The sequence below is a fragment of the Paenibacillus mesotrionivorans genome, from assembly GCF_046098205.1.
Taxonomy (GTDB): Bacteria; Bacillota; Bacilli; order Paenibacillales; family NBRC-103111; genus Paenibacillus_AR; species Paenibacillus_AR mesotrionivorans.
This window is the reverse complement of record NZ_JBJURJ010000014.1, coordinates 200,952-216,243: the sequence shown is the minus strand read 5'-3', so window position 1 is coordinate 216,243 and position 15,292 is coordinate 200,952. Positions and strand designations below refer to the sequence as shown.

General features: G+C 55.2%; 15 protein-coding genes. 13 read left to right on the top strand and 2 right to left on the bottom strand.

What is annotated here, in order from left to right:
* Positions 1-58 precede the first annotated feature (58 nt).
* From ACI1P1_RS21015 to ACI1P1_RS20990, 6 genes are all read left to right on the top strand, one after another.
* The gene (locus ACI1P1_RS21015) at positions 59-415 is read left to right on the top strand and encodes a hypothetical protein (protein WP_416218404.1); all 357 of its coding nucleotides are present in this window, start codon (positions 59-61) and stop codon (positions 413-415) included.
* Between the two features lie 45 nt (positions 416-460).
* Entirely contained in the window at positions 461-619 is a 159-nt protein-coding gene (locus tag ACI1P1_RS21010; RefSeq protein WP_416218403.1) for a hypothetical protein, read from the top strand.
* Between the two features lie 53 nt (positions 620-672).
* The gene (locus ACI1P1_RS21005) at positions 673-819 is read left to right on the top strand and encodes a small acid-soluble spore protein P (protein ID WP_416218402.1); all 147 of its coding nucleotides are present in this window, start codon (positions 673-675) and stop codon (positions 817-819) included.
* 617 nt (positions 820-1,436) lie between these two features.
* Entirely contained in the window at positions 1,437-2,252 is an 816-nt protein-coding gene (locus ACI1P1_RS21000; RefSeq protein ID WP_416218401.1) for an ABC transporter ATP-binding protein, read from the top strand.
* Between the two features lie 12 nt (positions 2,253-2,264).
* Complete coding sequence (locus ACI1P1_RS20995) at positions 2,265-3,095, top strand: ABC transporter permease (RefSeq protein ID WP_416218400.1); 831 nt, start codon at positions 2,265-2,267, stop codon at positions 3,093-3,095.
* Between the two features lie 5 nt (positions 3,096-3,100).
* Positions 3,101-3,886, top strand: coding sequence for an ABC transporter permease (locus ACI1P1_RS20990; RefSeq protein WP_416218399.1), 786 nt, complete (start codon positions 3,101-3,103; stop codon positions 3,884-3,886).
* Positions 3,887-4,214: 328 nt separating this feature from the next.
* Here ACI1P1_RS20990 and ACI1P1_RS20985 read toward each other — a convergent pair whose 3' ends face one another.
* Together ACI1P1_RS20985 and ACI1P1_RS20980 are read right to left on the bottom strand one after the other, a co-directional pair.
* Complete coding sequence (locus ACI1P1_RS20985) at positions 4,215-5,354, bottom strand: alpha/beta fold hydrolase (protein ID WP_416218398.1); 1,140 nt, start codon at positions 5,352-5,354, stop codon at positions 4,215-4,217.
* Positions 5,348-5,992: a TetR/AcrR family transcriptional regulator gene (locus tag ACI1P1_RS20980; RefSeq protein ID WP_416218397.1), complete on the bottom strand. Its 645-nt coding sequence runs from the start codon at positions 5,990-5,992 to the stop codon at positions 5,348-5,350. The genes ACI1P1_RS20985 and ACI1P1_RS20980 overlap by 7 nt, the downstream gene beginning before the upstream one ends.
* A 315-nt stretch (positions 5,993-6,307) precedes the next feature.
* Here ACI1P1_RS20980 and ACI1P1_RS20975 point away from each other — a divergent pair, with 315 nt between their 5' ends.
* The 7 genes from ACI1P1_RS20975 (at position 6,308) to ACI1P1_RS20945 (ending at position 15,223) form a co-directional block, all read left to right on the top strand.
* Positions 6,308-7,015: an ABC transporter ATP-binding protein gene (locus ACI1P1_RS20975; RefSeq protein WP_416218396.1), complete on the top strand. Its 708-nt coding sequence runs from the start codon at positions 6,308-6,310 to the stop codon at positions 7,013-7,015.
* The gene (locus tag ACI1P1_RS20970; RefSeq protein WP_416218395.1) at positions 7,012-8,379 is read left to right on the top strand and encodes an ABC transporter permease; all 1,368 of its coding nucleotides are present in this window, start codon (positions 7,012-7,014) and stop codon (positions 8,377-8,379) included. Before ACI1P1_RS20975 ends, ACI1P1_RS20970 begins: the two co-directional genes overlap by 4 nt.
* A gap of 54 nt (positions 8,380-8,433) precedes the next feature.
* Positions 8,434-9,525, top strand: a complete 1,092-nt coding sequence (locus ACI1P1_RS20965; protein ID WP_416218394.1) for an efflux RND transporter periplasmic adaptor subunit — start codon at positions 8,434-8,436, stop codon at positions 9,523-9,525.
* Positions 9,526-9,754: 229 nt separating this feature from the next.
* Positions 9,755-11,332 (top strand): response regulator transcription factor, encoded by a 1,578-nt coding sequence (locus tag ACI1P1_RS20960; protein ID WP_416218393.1) that lies wholly within the window; start codon positions 9,755-9,757, stop codon positions 11,330-11,332.
* Positions 11,333-11,373: 41 nt separating this feature from the next.
* The gene (locus ACI1P1_RS20955; protein ID WP_416218392.1) at positions 11,374-13,149 is read left to right on the top strand and encodes a histidine kinase; all 1,776 of its coding nucleotides are present in this window, start codon (positions 11,374-11,376) and stop codon (positions 13,147-13,149) included.
* A 260-nt stretch (positions 13,150-13,409) separates the two neighbouring features.
* The gene (locus tag ACI1P1_RS20950) at positions 13,410-14,369 is read left to right on the top strand and encodes an ABC transporter permease (protein WP_416218391.1); all 960 of its coding nucleotides are present in this window, start codon (positions 13,410-13,412) and stop codon (positions 14,367-14,369) included.
* Complete coding sequence (locus ACI1P1_RS20945) at positions 14,363-15,223, top strand: carbohydrate ABC transporter permease (RefSeq protein ID WP_416218390.1); 861 nt, start codon at positions 14,363-14,365, stop codon at positions 15,221-15,223. The genes ACI1P1_RS20950 and ACI1P1_RS20945 overlap by 7 nt, the downstream gene beginning before the upstream one ends.
* The last annotated feature ends 69 nt before the right edge of the window (positions 15,224-15,292 follow it).

Sequence of the window (15,292 nt, the reverse complement as noted above, 5' to 3'; positions counted from 1 at the left end):
GTATAAACCCGCGGCGCTCTCGGCACCTTAAAGCATGAAGGGGAGGTGTCAAAAACCGATGAGTGACAAGCAGAAGGATCAGCTTCAAATGGATCAGTCGCGTTTGGTTGACGCATGGCGACGGGTGCTGCCGACCACGATGAAAACCACGGATGCGGTAACGGTGCAGGCCGACGAGGCCAATCCCAAGGCTCTGCGGGTAGCTGTAGGCAATGCAGGACACAGCCAATACTTCTTTGATTTTCTGGTGACCTACGTGGATTCCCGCGAGGTGTTAGTGGAGCTGGTGGACGCGGAAAAAGGCGAAGGCGGCACCATTGATGAACGGGGCAAGCTGGTTCAGGATCTGATCCAGGATCATGTCCGCAATCTTCATGAATGTGCCCAGGCCCTGCAGCAGGAGACACACGCCTGATTCGTTTTGGAAACCATTTGCACAAGAAGAGAGGAGAGGAATCGGATGACCCAGCAGAAATCAGCGGATAAGAATCTGCAAAATGAAGTGAAGCGGCTGGACGTGGAAGGGGTTAACGCCCATAATGCCCAGCAGTTGAACCAGGACCTCAACGACCGGAAGCATATGGATGCCCTGAATAGGGATACCACCACCCGTCAGTAAGGTTTCTGAATTTTGCAGCGGGATTTGTGATAAGCAGCGAGGGGTGAGAATAGATGGTCAAGCAAAAGGTTAACCCGGTGAACCCACCCTCCGGCGAACGGCATGGAGATGGAGCAGGCGGTCCCCAAGCACCCTTGTCCGGCTCCAAGAAGGTGAAGAACCGCAACCACTCCCACAAAGCTCCCCACGAGGGCAGCTGACGGCTGGAGCGGAAGCAGAAGAAGTTTAAAAAAGTTTTACCTGGCTTGTATAACCTACCAGGTTTCGGGACATCTTAATATCGACGGTGAAGAGAGAGGCGATGGTTGCGTTGAACACGTTAGTGCTTTCGGCCGATCAAGAACCAATCGGAGGTATGTCAGCCTCATAAGAAACCGGAGGGATGTGCCAAAGACTCGTAAGGGCAAAACCTTAAAGAGACATTTGGTTACGTAACAAAGGAGTCTGGAAGAGGAAACGAAATACCATTAATCACCGTCTGAGGGGACCCTGCAAAGGGTCCTTTTCACATGCAAAAAAAGAGGGAAAGGCTTCTGCCGATCCCTCTTCATTATGCAGAAAAATAAAAAAACCGATGATCATCATCATCGATTACCGGAAAAAGATAATAGTAAAGAGAACTCGCGTTCTCTCAACTTTCATTATAAATATAGTATGGCATACAAGTGCCGGAAAATCAAGGATAGCTGCGAAAAAAGGAGGGTTTCCACAGTTTCCCCCGGTCAGTAAGCGGAGCGGAGGATGGAGAGAGCTTCTCCTTGTCTTTTCCAAATGCACCATCAGCATGATACGTTATTGCAGCAAAGGAGGACGGATCATGCAGATTATACTGGAGGATATCAAGAAGAGCTTCAAGGTGTATCGGCGGCCGGAGGGGAAATGGGGGCTGCTCCGGGGAGCATTTATGCGGAATGTGGAGAAGGTGGAGGCGCTGGCGGGTATCAGCTTCTCTATCCAAGAGGGGGAGCTGGTCGGTTATATTGGCCCCAACGGCGCTGGGAAATCCACCACTGTGAAGATTATGAGCGGGATTTTGACGCCTGATAGCGGCAAGTGCTGGATCATCGGCAGAACTCCCTGGAAGGAGCGGGTGTCCCATGTGTCGCAGATTGGCGTAGTGTTCGGGCAGCGCTCCCAGCTGTTCTGGGATGTGCCGGTGGCGGATTCCTTCGATGTGTTGAAGGATATGTACGGCATCTCCGCGGGGGACTACAGGTCACGGCTGAACCAGCTGACCGGAGTGCTGGGAGTGGACAGTCTGCTGCAGACGCCGGTGCGGCAGCTGTCGTTGGGGCAGCGGATGCGCTGCGAGCTGGCGGCGGCCTTGCTTCACCGCCCGCGGATTCTGTTCCTTGATGAGCCGACCATCGGATTGGATGCCGTATCCAAGCTGGCGATCCGGGGGTTCTTGAAGGAGGAGAATCAGCGCAACGGCGTCACCATGGTGCTCACCACCCATGACATGGACGATATGGAGGCATTATGCCAACGGGTAATGGTGATTGGCCGGGGGCGGCTCTTGTATGACGGGAGGTTATCCGGACTCCAGAAGAAATATGCACCCGAGGTCGTGATGAAGGTGAACACGGATGAAATGATTGCCGCCATGTACAATGACTTGGCTTTGGTGTAGGGGGGATATATCATGCTTGCGATGCAAACCTGGAGAGCGTGCCGCTCTCTTTTTCGTGTCCGGATGGCGGAGGGGCTGCAGTACCGGGTAGCTGCCCTTTCCGGGGCTATGGTCGGTGTGTTTTGGGCTATTATCGAGTGTGTGGTGTATACCGTTTTTTATACCTACAGCCAGGACGGTGGATGGAATCATAACGGCTTTGGCTTGGAGCAGACGATCTCCTATATCTGGCTGGCGCAGGGTATTTTTGTTTTCCAGGCCATGTCCATTGATAGTGAGATTCTAACCAAAATCAATAAGGGGGATGTGGCGCTGGAGCTATGTCGTCCCATGGATCTCTATCTCCATTGGCTGGTAAAAAGCGCGGCAGGCAAGCTGGGGACCAATTGGCTGCGCGGAGTGCTGACCATTGTAGCGGGGATCCTGATGCCGGCAGGCTATGCGCTGGCTGGGCCTGCTTCTGCCGGGGGCTTCCTCCTCTTCCTGCTGTCAGTGGTGCTGGCTTTTCTCCTGTGCTCCGCTTATGCCATGCTGGTTACCGCCATCCGGCTGAATACGACCTGGGGGGATGGTCCCTTCTATATGCTGATGCTGTTGAGCGCCGTCTTGTCAGGGACTTATCTGCCCTTGCGGTTATGGCCGGACAGTCTGCAAACCTTCCTCCGCTTGCAGCCCTTCGGCGGCTTCGCTGACCTTCCGGCACAGCTCTATACGGGCAGCCTGACACCTGGAACGGCGTGGCCGGGAATGATGCTGCAGCTGTTTTGGATTGTTGTTTTTGTGGTTGTTGGTCGGACGATCATGAAAAGTCGGCTTAAGCATCTGATTATTCAAGGAGGGTGAGGCTGTTGGAGGCCAAGGTATATTTCAAGCTGCTGCGCCTGCATCTCCTGAGCGGGATGGAATACAAGGGCTGGTGGCTGATGCTGATCCAGGTAGGTTTTGTAGTGGTGACCGATCCGCTGTCTACGGTGCTGCTGTTCTCCCGCTTCGGCAGTATTGGAGAGTGGTCGGTAGAGCGGATTATTCTAATCTACGCTCTAGCGGTATCTTCCTTCGGGCTGGCAGAGAGCTTATGCCGGGGCTTCGATTATTTTCCCTGGCAGATGCTGCGCTCCGGGGAATTTGACCGGGTGCTGCTACGGCCGTGTTCATTATTTATGCAGGTGGCGGCCTCGCGGTTTCACCTGCACCGCCTGATGCGCCCGGTCACGGGGGTGTGCGCCATTCTTTGGGCCCTTGCGCGGATGGATGTGCCACTCTCCCTGTGGAATGCGTCGCTGCTGGTTTCGGCGTTGGCCGGAGGAACCATCATGTACTGCGGCGTGTTCGTTCTGACCTCCGGTGTGGCCTTCTTCACCATTAAAGGTCTGGACTGGATTTACATTCTCACCAATGCCAGCTACCAGGTGACCCGCTGCCCCGAGCCCTATATGCCGCGGATGCTGAAAGGGATGTTCCTGTTCCTGCCGCCGGTGCTGCCTGTGAGCTTCTATCCGGCTGCGGCTATCTGCGGCTGGGGGTATCCAGTGTGGGCCGGATGGCTTTCGCTGCCTGCAGGGCTGGCCTTTATGGCGGTGTCGCTGGCGGTCTGGCAGGTGGGAGTCCGCCATTATCAGAGCACGGGAAGCTGAAGTGGAAAGATGAGTACGTCCATAGGCAAGGAAGCCTGCATGATCCAGTCAAGGATTAGGCAGGCTTCCCGGCTTTTCTCTGTAGACTGCTGCGTTCGGGTAGAACGGCACCGGACGCTGGTGCTGTGGTACATTCTAACGGAAGCCACAGCCGTTATTCTGCGGAAAAGAAGACATTTCAAAATCTAACGGCGGTGTGGGATCTTATTGGAGCCTACTCGCGGCAAAACCGGTACATTCCTCGGGAATAGCGTCTCCTACCGCCGTTAGAATGGAGAAGAGCTGTTTTGGGGGCAAATAGCGTCTTTCACCGCCGTTAGAACCTTGTTCAGTACGCCATATTTTTTGTATTTGCTGACCAAGTCGGATTAACTCCGGCCAGGAGCAATTCTTCCACCAGCCGGGCATCGTCCGGGCAGAACATATGGGCGGAGCGCTCCAGCCAGTGTAGGCTTTTGCCTTGGGGAGAATCCAGCCGGTCCACATATTGCTCCAGCAGCCGCCCCGAAATAACCCGATCCAATCGACCATGGATGAAGGTGGCGGGAATTTCCAGTCGGGGAATCTCGATGGAGGCGTTGAATGCATCCATATCTCTCAAGGTTTGCGGCGAGTAAGAAAGCTTCATGCCGCGGGTGAACATCCTGATCAGATTTCCCAGGGAATAATCCGGAGACGACAGCAGTAAACGAAAGGCGGCAGCCATGCCGGGATGTTTGGTCTCCCCGCCGTTATAGATGAATCCTCCCAGCAGCATTAGCCATTTCCTCAGCTGATTCCAGTTAGCCAAGTTGAGGGTATAAGGCGGCGGTCCCATTCTCTCCAGCTCCCGGAGAGCCTTGTTATGCCCATGCATTTTGGCTTCCTGCAGAAGCCAGGTATAAGCCTCCTTATCGCTTCCCGTCCAATCCACAATCTGGGCCAGACCGAAATAGGCGTCCAGCTTCTGCGGACAGCGGGCTGCCAGCTTCAAACCCAGCAGGGAGCCCCAGGAAATTCCGCAGAGAGTGAGCTTCTCGGTGCCAAAACGGGCGGTGAGCCATTCTACCAATTGGGCGGCATCCTCCACGTGCTGTTCTACATGCATGGAGTGAGGGTCAATGTCCCGGGACCAGGAGGCGCCTGTTCCCCGCTGGTCCCAGAAAACGACGGTGTATTGCTCCAGCAGCCGCCGGGTGCAGAGGTTGAACACCCAGTCCGCCTCCCGGCAGCCGACTCCGGGAACCGGCATGCCCGGTCCCCCATGAAGCACCAGCAGCACGGGTGTGGCGGGACGGCGGGTCTGGATCAGGACACGCTGGCGCACACCGCCCAGCACCACTTCCTCCACGGAGCTGATCCCTCCCTGTTCCACCGCTTTCCGTGCAGCAGCGAGGATATTCTGCTGCTTCATCCGACGGTAGAACAGCAAAGCGGCGGCCACTGCAGCCACTGTGCACAATACCCCAACCAGCACTCCCATCAACATGGCCCGTTCCCCTCTCTCTTCACAATGCCCGTATACAACAGACGGGAGGCCTCCTCCATCAAAGTCTCCAACGTAATGCCGAAACGCTCCAGTTCTCCATTTTCCCGTGCGGAAAAGATACCATCCCCCAGTGCATACAGGATCAGCATAAACCGGGCGGAATCCAGCTCCTTCAGCTCTCCGCAGGCGATACCCTGGCGGATAACCTCCTGCATCAGCTCCATATGCAAAGCTTTCTTTTCCAGAAGCAGCCCCAGCTGTTCTTGTGAAAAGCCGATACCGAAGAGCGGGTTGAAGCAAAGCCGTACCAGTTGGCTGTTTAACGGCTCTAGCTCATAAAATTGTTGGAAGGCGCGGAAAATTTCCCGGAGGCGCAGGAGAAAACCCGTCCCGGTAGAAGCTGCTTGCTCCACGTGCTCATTCAAGCGGGAGAGGGCGTCCAGGCAAATATCAAAGAACACATCGGATTTGCTGCGGTAATGGAAATATAAAGGGCCGGTGGAAATACCCGCTTCCGCCGCAAGCGCCCGCATGGATACTTGATGGTAGCCTTGGCGGAGAAAGAGGCGTTTGGCCGCTTCCCGGATGACGATGCGGGTGTCTGCCGGCGGGGAGACCGGATTAGAAGGTGAATCCATTATAATGCCGCCTTTCTATAACGTTGTTATAGAGGCATTGTAACAGTGTTATACAGTTGTTGTAAACACCTAAAGGAAAATCCCCATGTGCTCATGAAATTCTCTCTTAGAAATCGATCAAATAGCCAAGTTCAGGAAATGTTAAGAAACCTTTTCCTTTCCCGTATCGTCAAAACATATGTATGCCCTTTTTATGTCCGTTTGGAAGGGTGATGGTCCGGATTGTTCGGAATACGCCCGGCTCAGTCAGGAGATGCCTTACACATTATGTGTGTTTGTCCTGCAGACCGGGTTTTGGAGGAAAGGATGGCGGTTATGCTTCGAGTGGAACATTTGTCTCACTCCTTCTTAAGCGGGGGTGAAACGACGCAAGTGCTTCAGAATATCGATTTTCGGGTGCAAAAGGGGGAAATGCTGGCATTATTGGGCAGCTCCGGGTCAGGCAAATCCACCCTGTTAAACCTGATGGCGGGACTGATGAAGCCAACAGAGGGGAACATCTACATAGCCGGCGAAAGCATCGTGAAAATGAACGAGAGCCAGCTGGCAGAATTTCGAAGAACGCATATCGGTTTTATTTTTCAGGCGTACGAGCTGATTGCCAATCTGACGGTGAGGGAGAACGTGGAGCTGCCGCTTATATTCCAGTCCATCCGCCCTTCCGTGCGCAAGCAAAAGGCCCTATCGCTCCTGGAGCAGGTGGGCATTCCCGAAAAATCGGAGCTGTTTCCCTCGCAGCTGTCGGGGGGCCAGCAGCAGCGGGTAAGTATCGCCCGTTCGCTGGTGACGGAGCCGTCGGTTATTTTTGCGGACGAGCCAACAGGCAATTTGGATACCAAGACGGAGGATGAAATCATTACGATTCTGAAAAGGCTCAACAGCACCCTCTCCACCACCTTCATTATCGTGACCCACGAGCATGAGGTGGCCCGGCATACCAAGCGTATTCTTACTTTGCGGGATGGCTGCCTCCAGGATACGGAGGGGGCCGGTGAAGTGGCGGCCGGAGGTGAGGAAGCATGAGAATCAGCGATATATTGCGGTTATCCTGGGATCAGGTGAAACGCCGCAAGGTAGTTACGGGGCTGTGTGCGGCGGGGATCTCCATCGGCTGTGCCGCCATTGTGGTGGCCATGAGCGTAGGGGATTCCGCCCAGAAGTATACGGAAAAGGAAATGAACCAGTTTTTCAAAATGGATGAAATTACGGTAACGGCCAACGCCGGAGTATCGGCCCCGGGATCAACGGGAGGCTCCAGGATCAGTGCCGAAATGCTGGAGCAGGGCAAGCTGACGAAGCAGAAGCTGGATCTCATCCGCCAATTCCCCCATGTTTCCGCAGCGGCCCCATTCGAGGAAATGGGTTATATGCAGATGGTGACCAATGACAACCGGAATTCCTATGTGCAGGTAATCGGTACGAACCTGGATTCCCTGACGCAGTTTGGCCATACCTTTGCCCAAGGGGGACCTGTGGATACACAGGGGGCCATTGTGTTAAATTACGGAGCGACTCTGGGGCTTAACGATCCGGTGACGATGGATAATCTGATGGAGCAGATTTCCCGGAATCCGTATGATAAGGATCTGATGGACCAGTACCGGAAGCTGCAAAAAACCCCCACCGAGCTGTATCAAAAGCAGCTTCAATTCAAGACGCAGGTAGGCAATACGGGGAAGACGCGGACCAGCACGCCGCTCAGAGTGGCCGGTATCCTGAAGCTGCCTCAGGGAACCAATGCGGATAATGCTCAATACGACAAGAAGATATATGTCTCCATAGAAACCATGCAGATGCTTCAAGAGCAGTTGAATGAGAACAAAACGGTGACCGCCAGCTCCACGGAAAGCTATGGAACAGCTACTGTCAAGGTAGACAGCCAGGATGTGGTTGAATCGGTGGAGAAGCAGATTCAGCGGCTGCGGGTCAATACACGAACTAATCTGAATCAGCGGGAAATGGTGGCCGAGCAGTTCGCCATTATCAAGATGGTCGCTATGGGTATCGGTGTCTTCATTCTGATTATTGCCTCCATTTCCATTATCGTGGCCATGACCATGTCCACCTACCAGCGGCGCCGCCAGATTGGTATCATGAAGGTGCTGGGAGCGAATCTGGCGCAAATCCGCAACATGTTTATTGTGGAGGCGGCGCTGACTGGACTGTTGGGAGGATTGCTGGGCATTGTGTTTTCCTATTGGGTAGTCTGGGGGCTCAATGTGCTGATTATGTCTGTATCCGAGGACAAATCGCCGATGATCTTTATCCCCCCTCTCACCATCCTGACCGGGATGATCTTCGCGATTATGACCGGGGTGCTGTCCGGACTTTATCCGGCGGTGAGCGCCTCTAGAACCGATGCACTGACGGCCATTAAGCGGGATTAGGAAGCAGCAAGGGCAGGGCCAAGTTATTTTCAGATTGAAGGGAGAAAGCGTCAGATGAAGAACATACGCAAAAAAATTAAATGGATCATTCTAGGACTTGTTCTGATCGGCATAAGTGCGGTCTTATACATACAATCCCATCCTGCACCCCAGGTGAACCCGGCCGGTGCACAGCAGGCCATTGTGTTTACGGCGGCCAAGGAGACCCTTGTTAATAAGGTAGAGGTAAAGGGGAAATCCCTGTACCAGCAGGAAACCATGGTCTATGCACCCTTCGGGTCGCGGGTATCGGCATGGATGGCAACGGATGGCCAGCAGGTGCAGGAAGGAGATGTGCTGTTTAAGATGGACGGCTCCGACCTGCAGACGGAGATTCAAAAAGAAGAGGCCGCTATCCGCAAAACCGAGCTGGAATCAGAGCTGGCCCGTTATGCCGGCGATGTGAAGGAAACGGCTATGGGCACGGGCACCAGTGAGACGGAGCGGGTGGATGCGCTGACCTCCAGAGAGACGGCTAAGCTGAACCGGCAGCTGACGGACGTGAACCTGGATCTGCAGCGCAAGGCACTGGTAGAGAAGCGGAAGCGGCTTGCCGCGGCGGAGTACCAGTCTCCCGTGTCGGGGATTTTCCTGTATGAAAGCTCGGCCAAACGCCCCCATGCGCTGACGGAGAACCAGTATGTCGGCAAAATCGTGCAGCTGGACCAGCTCCAGATGCTTGCACTGGTAGGTGAGGCCGATGTGTTCCGGATCAAACCCGGCATGTCTGTAGGGGTTAAGCTTACGGCAGTGAAGGATATGACCCTGAAGGGCAAGGTGGAGAAGGTGTCCAAATTTGCCAAGACGGGTACGGACGAAAACACGCTGAATCAGCTGGCCCAGTTCGAGGTCATTATTTCCCTGGAAAAAAGCGAATATCTGATTGCCGGATTGTCCTTAAGCGGTGAGATTGAAACAGAACGTAAGGAGGATGCGCTGGTAATTCCGGCTATGGCGGTTGTCCGTGAGGGAGGCACTACCTCCGTGCTTCTGGACAAGGGCAGCGGCCAGACGGAGAAAAAACCGGTGAAAATCGGTATGGAAACACCGGAAAAAGTGGAGATTGTGGAAGGGCTGCAAGCAGGAGATGTTGTAGTGCTGCCGTAAGGCGATCCCCCAATAGCGAATGTAATCCCCCTCTGGAGGGCTTATCCGGAGGGGGGAAAACTTCAATAGAATTTACTCGAGTAAATATCAACTTGGGATAGAATGGGGCATATAGCTTGAATGGAGGATACTTTTTACGATTTTCTGCATAACCGTCCCGGGGAGAATATGCTACAATAATTGCAATAAAACGCTTACATTATAGTGGGAAGCAAAGGGGGCGGCGGATGTGACGAAGGAGCGGCTCTTGGATGTCCTCATTGTCGATGATGAGCTTCCGCTTAGGGAGGAGCTGCGGCTGTTCGATTGGGCGGCTCATGGCTTCCGGCTTGCCGGCGAGGCGGAGAACGGGGAGATGGCTCTGCGCTTCTGCCGGGAACGGGCCCCGGATGTAGTGATAACCGATATTACCATGCCGATTATGGATGGCATCACTTTGTTCCGCCGCCTGCGGGAGGAGGGCATTGCCCTCCAGGTGATTCTGCTCACCTGCCACTCCGAATTCGGCTACGCCCGGGAGGCCATTCAGCTAGGGGCTGTGGAATATCTGATTAAGGTGGAAATGGACGACCCGGATATTATCCGTGCCCTCTCCAAAGCCAGAGAGGCTCAAGAACGGCAACGGCTGCTTTTCACCAAGGAGGCGGAAGGAAGGCGCTGGGAGCTTTCCAAGGCGCTGTCCAAGCTCCTGGCCCAGGCAGGCGCATCCGGCAGGGATGGACAGACAACGGAGCTACTGCAAATGCTGAAGCGGTTGTACGGACTGAAGCCGCCCTTGCGAAGCTGTGCCCTGCATGTGGAATTGAAGCGGGAGCTCCGCCTTCCCGGGCTGCGGGAGGTGGAGGAATATCTAATGGAGCTGGAGCATAACGGCCTGCCCCTCCGGTGGGCCGCTGCTGGGGAAGGGATCTACCTTCTGGTTTCGGGTGCAGAAGAAAGGGAGGCCGAGGACGGCAGGACAGCGGATGTCGGGTGGGAAGCGGAGGATCTCATTCAGCTGGCAGACCGCCTGGAGGATGAGCTTAGCTATTTGAACGGCGCCCTCCGGATTTATGCAGTGACGGCTCCAGGCCCGGCTGAGACGGAGGAGGAGGCAGTGGAGCAGTTCCGGCTGCTGTCGGAAAAGCCGTTGGATGCCTTCTATGAGCCGGAGCGGCGGGTTTATGCGGGAGGCGGGGATAAGGGCAAGGGCCCGGGCGAATCCCTGGCGGCGCTGGATAAGCTTGCTGCCACTTTTCCGGACACGGAGCGGCTTCTCGCCTTTATCCGGGAGGAGCTGGGCAAGTGGGCGATAGCCAACCGGCTCCATCCTGCAGCCCTGCAGAGCTGGGCCTCCCTTCAGCTGCGGCAGCGGCGCGGGACGGAGGGGGCGGAGGGGCTATGGGATGATGCGGCCAGGGCTTGCGCCGAAGCAGGGAGCATCGATGAACTCACCGCTGTTCTGCTCCATATGCTGAAGCCGGCCGTGACCGGCAAGGGAGTCCAGCGCAAGCTGCGCAAGGAGATTGCCGATGCCCAGCGCTACATCCGGGAGCATCTGGACCAGTCCCTGACCCTGGTTTCCGTGGCCAAGCAGGTGGGGTTAAGCTCTCATTATTTAAGCAGGCTGTTCCGGATAGAGACGGGCAGCTCCTTCAACGACTACGTGACACAGCAACGGATGGAGAAGGCCATCGGGCTTCTGCAGAACACGACCATGCGGGTGTACGAGGTAGGGAATGCTGTAGGCATCCCCAGCTACCGGTACTTCACGGCCACCTTCCGGCAATATACGGGCGTGTCCCCCACTTTTTACAAAAAAGGATGATGCCCTTGCAACGGCTCCTTCATTGGGTGACAGGCAGAAGCATGGCCACGAAGCAATTTATGCTTTTTTTTGCGGTCACCTTTCTTATGTTTGCGCTGCTGGCGGGTATGAACTATCAGCGGGCCTCCCGGCTGTTCAAGAACCAGATCGTAGATGATGCCCAGACACTGATGGTGCGTACTAACCAGTTTTTGGATACGTATCTGGATAATGGCCAGAATATTCTTCTGCTTCTGTCCTCCCAGACCAGTTTGCTGGAGTCCCCGGAGGCCGGACAGGTGGAAGGTTTTCTGCGTTCCGCGGCGGAAAATAACAGCACCATTGTAAAGACCCTGTATATTGTTACCGGTGAGGGCCGGGTGTACAGCAGTGCCCAGGTGTATTATGAGGTGCTGGGCAATCCCATGCTTCCCGGTCTCTACGAACTGGCCAAGGAGAGCTATTCCTCTGTTGTCAGCCAGCCCTACAGCTCACCCCAGTCGGGCTACACGGTGGCCATTGCCCGGCAGATGCTCGACCCGATGAACCGCAGCGCGGGGGTGGCGGTGGTGGAGCTGGATCTGGAGAAGCTGGTGCGCAAGGTGTCGGAGGTCAAGCCGGAGAATCAGACCTTCGTGCTGATATCCAGCCAAGGCCAGGTAGTGGCTTACGACAACCAGACGGATCTGCTGCCGTCCAAGCCGGAGGAATTTGCAACGGTACTGCCGGAGTCCTTTCTTCGCGACGTATACGATTTGTCAACAGGGACCAGTCACTATGACGGTCCTGCAGGAAGGCTGGTTACCCTGAAATCCGGGCAAAACCGCATGGGCTGGTCCCTGATCTTTTTTATCAAGGAAAGCTACTTTTATCAGAATGTCTCCGTGCTTCTGAACGATTATAAGACGGTGGCGCTGGTTATGCTGGTGGTGCTGTTCGTAACGGCCTTCATCATGTCCCGCTTCTTCACCCGTCCGATCCGGCTGTTGGCCTCGCGAATGGACCGGGTTCAGGATATGGAGGTGATTCCCACGATCAGCATCAGGCGCAATGATGAGATCGGACGGCTGGCAGCCAGCTTCAATAGCATGATGGGGCGGATTCAGGGGCTTCTGGAGGAAACCCGGGAGATGGACCGCCGCAAGCAGGAGCTGGAGCTGAAGGTGCTGCAAAGCCAGATTGCTCCGCACTTCCTGTACAATACGCTGGCATGCATCGGCAGCCTGGCCCGCCAGCAGCGCACCGGTGACGTGAAGGAGACGATCCGGTCGCTGGTGGGGTTATTGAAGCTAACCTTCGACCGCACCACCGAGTTTGTCCGGGTAGAGGAGGAGCTGGACGGGCTTCTCCGGTATTTGCAGATTCAACGTATGCGCTACGGGGATAAATTTATCTTCATCAATCAGGTGAAAACGGACAGCTTGAACCTGGCCATACTGAAGCTGACGCTGCAGCCCCTAGTGGAAAATGCGATTTTCCACGGCATCGTGCCTTCGGGCCGGACCGGCGAAATCCGTATCCGCAGCCGGGTAAAGGGCGGCAAGCTGGTCTTCTACATCCGTGATAACGGAGTGGGGATGGACCGGGAGCAGCTCCAGCTGCTTCGGGAAGCCCGCAACGGCAAGCCCATGGCGGACAGGTTCACCGGGATCGGAGTGAACAATGTGCATGACCGGCTGCGGCTGCACTTCGGAGAGCCGTGGGGGCTCCGCATCCGCAGCGTACCGGGGAAGGGAACGGTAGTGGCGGTCCGGCTGCCAGTACGTCCGGCGGACGGAATGGTGGGGGAGAGCACCCTGCGTCTGCATGAGCGGGAGGATGAGGAGGGCCCGGCCTAAACCGGTCCTGGCAAGCCGTTAACAATAAAAGCCGCTTCCTGCTGCATCGAACTGCGGCGGGGAAGCGGCTTTTTTCCTTGCGACCGTGTCCGGTTCAAAACCCGGCAAGTTTACAGCCTATTTTGACATGTTCACTGCATATTGCAAACGCTTTCTGGTTGGTATACTACGGATACAGATTTGAAAGCGCAGCCAAATCAAGCGTCCGTAGGAAGGACTGCTAAACGGCAGAGCTAACCTGGAAGAAGAGGTGACAGCAAATGGACCAGCATATCCCCATTCAGCAGCAAGCCGCCATCCGGACGGGCGCAGTGGCCCGGGTTCTGAAACGGGCCTGGCAGTTCAAGGCGTTGTATCTGATGCTCCTGCCCGGCGTGGTCTATTACATTTGGTTCAAGTACATTCCCATGTATGGAGTGGTCATTGCATTCAAGGATTTCAGCATCCTGGACGGCATTCTCCGCAGTCCATGGGCTGACCCGTGGAACAAGCATTTTCTCACATTTTTTGAATCCCCCTATTTCTCCCAGCTATTCGGTAATACCCTCCTCATCAGTCTCTATAAGCTGGTATTTGGCATATTCCCGCCTATTCTGTTTGCCCTGATGCTGAATGAATGCCGGGTGAAATGGTTCAAGTCCGTGGTGCAAACCTTAACGTATATGCCCCATTTTCTCTCGTGGGTCATCATTTACGGTATGATGCTGGCCCTTTTTTCCCAATCGTCGGGTCTGGTAAATAAGTGGATCGCCACCTTGGGCGGCACTCCAATCGCCTTCCTCACCTCCACCGAAACCTTCCGGTCGGTACTGGTCGCATCAGATATCTGGCAGAATTTCGGGTGGGGCGCCATTATTTATCTGGCTGCGATGGCAGGTATTGACCCAACCCTGTATGAGGCGGCCTCCATCGACGGAGCAGGGAGGCTCCGGATGATCTATCACATCACACTGCCCGGCATCCGCAGCGTCTTCATTATGCTGTTCATTCTTCGGCTGGGGCAGGTTCTGGACGCGGGCTTCGAGCAAATTTACATTATGTACAATATCCATGTTTACCCGGTTGCAGATATTCTCGACACGTGGGTATTCCGGACGGGACTGCAGCAGATGAACTTCAGCCTGGCATCCGCAGTGGGCCTGTTCAAATCAGGCATCGGCATGATTTTGGTGCTGGTCTCCAATTCAATTGCCAAGCGGTGGGGGGAAGGAATATGGTAAGAGGCATACAGGACCGCATCTTTAACGGTATCATCATCGTCCTTCTGGCATTGTGCGGAGCGGCTGCCCTGTTCCCCATGCTGTACGTGGTCTCCGTATCCATTACGCCGATTAGTGAGGTCTTGAAGAACGGCGGCTTCATGCTGATTCCGAAGGAAATCACCTTTACCGCCTACAGCAAGCTCATTCACGAATCCGGCATGATGGACGCCTTGGGCATTACCATTCTGATCACCGTGCTGGGAACGGCGCTGAATATGCTTTTTACGGTGCTGATGGCGTATCCCCTGAGCCGTAAGCGCTTGCCGGCGCGGAGTGCCCTTCTGCTGATGGTTGTGTTCACCATGCTGTTCGGCGGCGGTCTTATTCCCACCTACCTGGTGGTGAAGTCCTCCGGGCTGCTGAATTCCATCTGGGCACTCATAATTCCGAACCTGATTTGGAGCTTTAATATCCTGATTGTCAAAAGCTTTCTGGAGCAGCTGCCGGAGGAGCTGTTCGAATCGGCCAAAATCGACGGCGCCAGCGACTTCCGGATTCTCTGGCAGATCGTGGTTCCCCTGTCTCTGCCGGTAATGGTCACGGTTGGGCTGTTCTATGGGGTGGGGCACTGGAATGAATTCTTCCAGGCGATCATGTATGTGACAAACCGCAAGCTGTTCCCGCTGCAGGTCATCGTCCGGGAAATTCTCATGCAGACCCAGCAGCCTCTGGAAAATGCCGAGAATATTACGCCCACCGAGACTCTCCAGATGGCAGCGGTGGTCATGGCCAGCCTTCCCATCATTCTGGTATACCCTTTTCTGCAGAAGCACTTTACCCGCGGCATGCTGCTCGGGTCCGTCAAAGGTTGAATGCGCTTCGGCGGGATATATGCGCCTACAGATTTCTCTACCCGCCGGCGTGTTGACATAATGCTTGGC

Excerpts from the sequence above, each read along its gene's own strand:
- ACI1P1_RS21015 (WP_416218404.1), top strand. The coding sequence starts at position 59 with ATGAGTGACAAGCAGAAGGATCAGCTTCAAATGGATCAGTCGCGTTTG.
- ACI1P1_RS21010 (WP_416218403.1), top strand. The coding sequence starts at position 461 with ATGACCCAGCAGAAATCAGCGGATAAGAATCTGCAAAATGAAGTGAAG.
- ACI1P1_RS21005 (WP_416218402.1), top strand. The coding sequence starts at position 673 with ATGGTCAAGCAAAAGGTTAACCCGGTGAACCCACCCTCCGGCGAACGG.
- ACI1P1_RS21000 (WP_416218401.1), top strand. The coding sequence starts at position 1,437 with ATGCAGATTATACTGGAGGATATCAAGAAGAGCTTCAAGGTGTATCGG.
- ACI1P1_RS20995 (WP_416218400.1), top strand. The coding sequence starts at position 2,265 with ATGCTTGCGATGCAAACCTGGAGAGCGTGCCGCTCTCTTTTTCGTGTC.
- ACI1P1_RS20985 (WP_416218398.1), bottom strand. The coding sequence starts at position 5,354 with ATGTTGATGGGAGTGCTGGTTGGGGTATTGTGCACAGTGGCTGCAGTG.
- ACI1P1_RS20980 (WP_416218397.1), bottom strand. The coding sequence starts at position 5,992 with ATGGATTCACCTTCTAATCCGGTCTCCCCGCCGGCAGACACCCGCATC.
- ACI1P1_RS20975 (WP_416218396.1), top strand. The coding sequence starts at position 6,308 with ATGCTTCGAGTGGAACATTTGTCTCACTCCTTCTTAAGCGGGGGTGAA.
- ACI1P1_RS20970 (WP_416218395.1), top strand. The coding sequence starts at position 7,012 with ATGAGAATCAGCGATATATTGCGGTTATCCTGGGATCAGGTGAAACGC.
- ACI1P1_RS20965 (WP_416218394.1), top strand. The coding sequence starts at position 8,434 with ATGAAGAACATACGCAAAAAAATTAAATGGATCATTCTAGGACTTGTT.
- ACI1P1_RS20955 (WP_416218392.1), top strand. The coding sequence starts at position 11,374 with ATGGCCACGAAGCAATTTATGCTTTTTTTTGCGGTCACCTTTCTTATG.
- ACI1P1_RS20950 (WP_416218391.1), top strand. The coding sequence starts at position 13,410 with ATGGACCAGCATATCCCCATTCAGCAGCAAGCCGCCATCCGGACGGGC.
- ACI1P1_RS20945 (WP_416218390.1), top strand. The coding sequence starts at position 14,363 with ATGGTAAGAGGCATACAGGACCGCATCTTTAACGGTATCATCATCGTC.